Source organism: Acinetobacter sp. UBA5934, from assembly GCF_002430855.1.
Taxonomy (GTDB): Bacteria; Pseudomonadota; Gammaproteobacteria; order Pseudomonadales; family Moraxellaceae; genus Acinetobacter.
In genome coordinates, this window is the sequence record NZ_DJDC01000074.1 from 1 (window position 1) to 670 (window position 670).

The 670-nt window shown below is 41.9% G+C and carries 1 protein-coding gene; it reads right to left on the bottom strand.

Annotated features, from left to right (window positions below; genetic code table 11):
* Positions 1–70: 70 nt before the first annotated feature.
* Positions 71–508 (bottom strand): hypothetical protein, encoded by a 438-nt coding sequence (locus B2Y23_RS05215; protein WP_291354817.1) that lies wholly within the window; start codon positions 506–508, stop codon positions 71–73.
* Positions 509–670: the final 162 nt, after the last annotated feature.

Sequence of the window (670 nt, forward strand, 5' to 3'; positions counted from 1 at the left end):
CATAATTAACCCGAAACACCAGAATAAAAATCAAAAAAAGCACCCGAAGGTGCTTTCAAAAATCTGAGCATTAACGACGATTGTAACGACGGTTGTTATAGCTATTATAACGGCGGTCTGTGCGATCATCATAACGACGGTCTTCTGATACTTTTTTACCCAGTACTGAACCACCTGCAGCACCTAAAGCAGAACCGATATAACCACCGGTTGAACCACCCATGCTTTTACCTACAGTATAACCACCCACACCACCTAAACCGCCACCGATTGCAGCGCCAGTACGGTCGCGTTTGTTTGCTGAAACAGCCGCACCGCCAGCACCACCAATGGCAGAACCAATCATGGCACCGGTATTGCCACCCATATTTTTACCAATCGCTGTGCCGACTACACTACCAAGCGCAGAAGTTAAAGCAACGTTAGTCGTATTGCCTGCATTAGTTGTTGTAGTCGCAATAGCAGAAGTTGCAATTACTGTAGCAAATAAAATTGAATTAAATTTCATGGTAAACTCCAGTTGGACGCTTTTGTTATCTATTGAAATAAGAATAAAAGAAAGTCTGGCATTGAAGATGAATGGGTTGTTAAGGGTTTGTATTTTTATCTGCCAAATTTATCCATAATTAACAGGCAATAAGCGCAATAAAAGAAAAAAGCACCCGAAGGT

What these genes read in the sequence shown, in the direction of transcription:
- B2Y23_RS05215 (WP_291354817.1), bottom strand. Translation starts at nt 508, where the DNA reads ATGAAATTTAATTCAATTTTATTTGCTACAGTAATTGCAACTTCTGCT.